The sequence below is a fragment of the Mesorhizobium sp. M5C.F.Ca.IN.020.32.2.1 genome (assembly GCF_004023105.1).
In the GTDB taxonomy this organism is placed as follows: domain Bacteria; phylum Pseudomonadota; class Alphaproteobacteria; order Rhizobiales; family Rhizobiaceae; genus Mesorhizobium; species Mesorhizobium wenxiniae.
Genome location: NZ_RZSX01000546.1, coordinates 1 through 4,396, shown reverse-complemented (window position 1 = coordinate 4,396; position 4,396 = coordinate 1). Strand labels below are relative to the sequence as shown.

5 protein-coding genes are annotated in these 4,396 nt (G+C 64.7%); 4 read left to right on the top strand and 1 reads right to left on the bottom strand.

Annotated elements, in window-relative coordinates:
• A partial coding sequence (locus tag EOA86_RS23930) for a portal protein (protein ID WP_128343925.1) occupies positions 1-1,490 on the top strand: 1,490 nt, incomplete at its 5' end.
• Entirely contained in the window at positions 1,487-1,810 is a 324-nt protein-coding gene (locus EOA86_RS23925; protein ID WP_029351760.1) for a hypothetical protein, read from the top strand. The genes EOA86_RS23930 and EOA86_RS23925, both read left to right, overlap by 4 nt.
• Before the next feature lie 199 nt (positions 1,811-2,009).
• On the opposite strand, the gene EOA86_RS23920 is transcribed toward EOA86_RS23925, so the two are convergent.
• Positions 2,010-2,324 (bottom strand): YMGG-like glycine zipper-containing protein, encoded by a 315-nt coding sequence (locus tag EOA86_RS23920; protein ID WP_127212077.1) that lies wholly within the window; start codon positions 2,322-2,324, stop codon positions 2,010-2,012.
• A gap of 307 nt (positions 2,325-2,631) precedes the next feature.
• Between EOA86_RS23920 and EOA86_RS23915 the strand changes: the two genes are divergently transcribed.
• Positions 2,632-3,204 (top strand): hypothetical protein, encoded by a 573-nt coding sequence (locus tag EOA86_RS23915; RefSeq protein ID WP_128343924.1) that lies wholly within the window; start codon positions 2,632-2,634, stop codon positions 3,202-3,204.
• Between the two features lie 203 nt (positions 3,205-3,407).
• Positions 3,408-4,316, top strand: a complete 909-nt coding sequence (locus EOA86_RS23910; RefSeq protein ID WP_128343922.1) for a hypothetical protein — start codon at positions 3,408-3,410, stop codon at positions 4,314-4,316.
• Positions 4,317-4,396 lie beyond the last annotated feature (80 nt).

The following is a 4,396-nucleotide window of genomic DNA, read 5'->3' as shown; positions in this document are numbered from 1 at the left end:
AAAGCCTGATCATCCCGCAGTCGGAAAAATGGCACGGGCTGTCGACCGCCGCCTTGAACGACGAAGAGAGCGACGAGGAAAAGGAATGGGCGGAGGCGCTTCGCGATTTCCTGTTCTCGCTGCGCTATTCCGCCAATTCGAACTTCGTGCCGGCAACGCAGGCCTGCCTGCGCAACGTCGTGCGCTACGGCCCGGCCTATCTCTACGCCGAGGAGGGCTTTGCGCCCCACACGCTGATCCGCTATGCCTCGATCCCCGTGGTCGAGGGCTATCTCTGCCGCAACCGCTGGGGTCAAGTCGATATTTTCCACCGCCGCTACGAGCGCACGGCGCGCCAGGCCGCACAGCTGCTCGGCTATGAGAAGCTGCCGGCGCGCATCAAAATGCTGGTCGATGATCCCGCCAAATGCGAGACCAAGATTTCGCTGATCCAGTGCATCCAGCCGCGCGACGAGCGCAAGATGTATCGGCTGGGCGGATCCTACCAGTATCTCGACACGGCCTTCGCCTCCTATCACGTCCTCGAGGACGAGGAGGTCATCGTCAGGGAAAGCGGTTTCCGCTCCTTCCCGGTGTCGTGCTTCAACTGGCGCCGTTACGAGGGCGACCCCTACGGCATTTCGCCGACCATCGAGGCGTTGACCACGGTGCGCGAAGAAAACGCCGTGCGCCGCTCCGGCCTCAGGGCCCTGCAGCAGGTCACCGATCCGGCGACCGCTTCGAAGGCGCGGCTCGACTATGTGCCGGTGCTCAATCCCGGCGAGAACTATCCCGGCCTGATCGACGATCAGGGACGACCGCTGATTGCGCCGATCGCTACGGGGCAGAACCCGACCTATGCGTTCAGCTACGCGGAAAGCCGGGCCGAGGAGATCCGCGACATGATGTTCGTCAATCTGTTCCAGACGCTGGTGCAGAACCCGCAGATGACGGCGACCGAAGCGCTGATCCGGCAGGAGGAAAAGGGCGCGCTGCTCGGACCCTCCGGCTCGATCATCCAGGCCGGTTTTGCCTCGAATCTCGACCGCGAGCTCGGCATCCTCGAGGACAAAGGATTATACGAGGAAGACAGCCGCTTCCTGCCGCCGGCGAGCCCTGCCGGCAAGGCGGTGCGGCCGACCTTCACCGGCCCGCTCGACGTGCTGCGCCGCTCGGCCGAGGCGCGCGATACAATCCAGGTGGTGACCACGGCCATGCAGATGGCGCAGTTCGACGCGAGCGTGATGGACAATATCGACGGCGACGAGGCGCTCAAGATCGTGCAGAGCGCCGGCCGCAGTCCGCAGCGCATCTTTCGCCGCCAGGACGAGGTTGCCGGTATCCGCGATGCCAGAGCCAAGGCGCTAGCTGCGCAGGCCGGCATGGCCGCGATCGCCAACGCCGGCAAGGTGGCCAAGGATGCCGTGCCCGCCGCCGTGCAGGCGCGCGACAGCGGTCTGCTCGACAGTCTCGGCGGGCTGATGTCGCAGGGCGGCGAGGGCGGCGCATGAGCGGCAAACGCTTCGCCCATTCGAGCCAGGCCGGCGGCCCGGCCAAGGCGCAGGATGCGCTGACCAAGGCCTATCTCAGGGTGTTCTCAGGCCAGGACGGAGAGATGGTGCTTGCCGACCTGACGGCGGCGACCGGCTATTACCGCCGCCCGTCCTATGGCGAGTGGCTGGCCAAGACGAAGACGCCGAACGGCTTCGAACTGCACAGCGCACTGAGCAATGCACGCGCCGAAGTGGTGCAGCACATCATGGGGTTCCTGACGCTGGACGAGGCGCAGCTGGCGGCGCTGGAGAAGGCGGCGAGGCTGGAGGGGAGGTAGGAGGGTTCGCCGAGGTCGGCATTATCGTTGCTTTCGCCAATTTACGATGCTTCCAAGAGGAGCGGTGCTGGCGAAGCTGCCAATCTCCCCACCTGTGGGGGAGATCGGCCGTCGCCGCTGATTTCGCAAATCGCCAACTTGAAAAGAAGGGGCCGGCGTGGAAGCCACCGAACTCTCCCAAGCGCGTTTCGCTATCGTCTCAATAGTTGCCGCTGTAATAGCGGTCGTCGCAAGGCGCCGTGTAGATGCGGCCGTAGCGATCCTGATAGCGGCAAAGCTGTTCGCCGCGCCGCTGCGGCGTTGTCGCGCTGCCCACGACCGCGCCCAGCAAGGCGCCGCTGGCTGCACCGACAACCGTGCTCTTGGTGTCGCGGCCCAGGGCCTGGCCGACGAGAGCGCCGCCCGCGCCGCCGACCAGAGCGCCCGTGGTCGCCCTCTGCTGGCCTTCGGTCTGCGCACATCCTGCCAGCGCGGCAGTGACAAGCAGGGCGGCAATGGATTTGTACATGGTCATCGTCTGATACTCCGTTGAGGCCTATGAACTAATACACCGGCTGGTTTTGCCAAGTGTTTGCCAAGTGCGGTCGCATTGCGGCGGAACAGCGGCACCGTGCCTCACGAAATAAGACATGGTTTCTTTCGTCTTGACGGCCAAGGCCTCCGGCTCGGAAGGCTCATGGTCAAACAAAAAGATCATAAAGATCAGGGTCAAACAAGACGATAGGGTCAGGCTCTATCGAAACGATCAGGCTTCGGCCGCAACGATTCCGCTCGCGGCGGGTCCAGCCGATCCCTCAAATCCCCCAGGAATGGAGAATGCAATGACCCGAGGTCTCCCCCGGACGCTTTCCCGTGCCGCCGCCCGAGAGGCCGGCCTTGCCCCGCCCAAGGCCGGGCTTGCCGCCAGCACCAGCGGGCAGGGCGGTTCGTTCCGCACCGTCTTTTCGCTCAACGCCATGCAGGTGCCGGTCACCGATGCACTTGCTTATGCCAGCCATAAGCTTTTCGATTTCCTCGGCGGCAAGGTGCGCATCAAGGGCGGCACCGCAAGGCTGCAATTCGCCGTGCTGACCACCCGCGCCTCGACCATCAACGACAATGCGGCACTGACCTGGTCGCTCGGGTCGGCGGCGGCGTCAAGCGCTGCGCTCGCCGGCACCATGGTCAATGTGCTGGCTTCGACCGGACGTACGCTGGACGGTGCCGGTGCTGCACTGTCGACCGCTTCGACCACCGATGTAGCGGCGGCTTTGACGCTCGATGGCACAGTGACGCCGGCCGACCTCTATCTCAACCTTGCCCTCGCCGCCGGCACCGATATCGACGCCGACGGCATGCTGGCCGTTACCGGAACGATCACGCTGCTGTGGGAGAATTGGGGCGATAACGCGTAGCGTTAATCTCCCCCCTTGAGGGGGAGATGTCGCCAAAGGCGACAGAGGTGCGACCGGGCCCGACCTCAGCGACAGATGGAGGTTTGCGCTTCACGCGTTGGTACCCCCCTCCGGCCTGCCGGCCATCTCCCCACAAGAGGGAGATACTGGGCCCCACCACCGGCTCCTATCATCAGCCTTTAACCTCAACAAAGGAACATCTCATGACAGATCTGGCAGACGCCGGGTCCGTGGTGGCTTCGCCACCGGCGGGCAACCTTGCACGGCCACCGGCCAACGGGGACAACGGGTCCGCCCCGCCGGCCGACAAGAGTTGGTTTGACGGTCTTTCCGAAGGCAACCGCAAGCTCGCTGAAACCAAGGGCTGGACCCAGCCCGAAAGCCTCGATCGGGTTTTCACATCCTATGCGGAGCTGGAACGGCAGCAGGACGAGAGCCTGCGCATTCCCGCAGCGGACGCACCTGGGGAAGACTGGGACAGGTTCCATGCCCGGTTGCCTGAGGCGATGCGCCCGCTGACATCGCCCGACAAGGTCGAGTACAGGCGCCCCGACGGGCTTCCCGAAGACTTCGCCTATTCGGACGAGCTCGCCAACGCGTCCAAGGCCTGGGCGGTCGAGGCCGGCGCCACCCCGAAGGTGGCGCAGGCCTATCACGACCGCTTCATCGGCTACATGGCCGAGCAGGCCAAGGTGCAGCAGATCGCCCTTGCCCGTTCGGTCGAGGCCACTCACGATGACTTGGTCAGGGATTGGGGACCGACCGACAGCGACGGCTTTCGTAGGAGACTCGAGGTCGCCAACCGGGCGATGAAGAAGCTCGGCCTGGTCGATGCCTACAAGGCGAAGGGCATCCTTCTGCCTGACGGCGCCTTGACCGATCCGCAGATCGCCAAGGCGTTCCACGCCATCGGCGAGGCGATGTTCAGGGAAGACACGATCGACGGCGGCGCGGCTTTGATCGGAGGCAATCCGTTCAGGCGCAACGCCGCCGGCGAATGCAACCTGACTGAGATCTCGGCCCTCGTCCGAAGCGATCCCGTTCGCGCCCGCCGGCTGGCACGCGAGGCCGGCGAAAACCCCGACCTGTGGATGCCCAACAACCCCCTCTAAAGCTGTGTCGATATTCAGGTGATGCCGGCCCGCAAACGACGGCTTTCTGCGCTTCCGGTGCTCACGGACCAGCGCGTGAC

Excerpts from the sequence above, each read along its gene's own strand:
- EOA86_RS23925 (WP_029351760.1), top strand. The coding sequence starts at position 1,487 with ATGAGCGGCAAACGCTTCGCCCATTCGAGCCAGGCCGGCGGCCCGGCC.
- EOA86_RS23910 (WP_128343922.1), top strand. The coding sequence starts at position 3,408 with ATGACAGATCTGGCAGACGCCGGGTCCGTGGTGGCTTCGCCACCGGCG.
- EOA86_RS23915 (WP_128343924.1), top strand. The coding sequence starts at position 2,632 with ATGACCCGAGGTCTCCCCCGGACGCTTTCCCGTGCCGCCGCCCGAGAG.
- EOA86_RS23920 (WP_127212077.1), bottom strand. The coding sequence starts at position 2,324 with ATGACCATGTACAAATCCATTGCCGCCCTGCTTGTCACTGCCGCGCTG.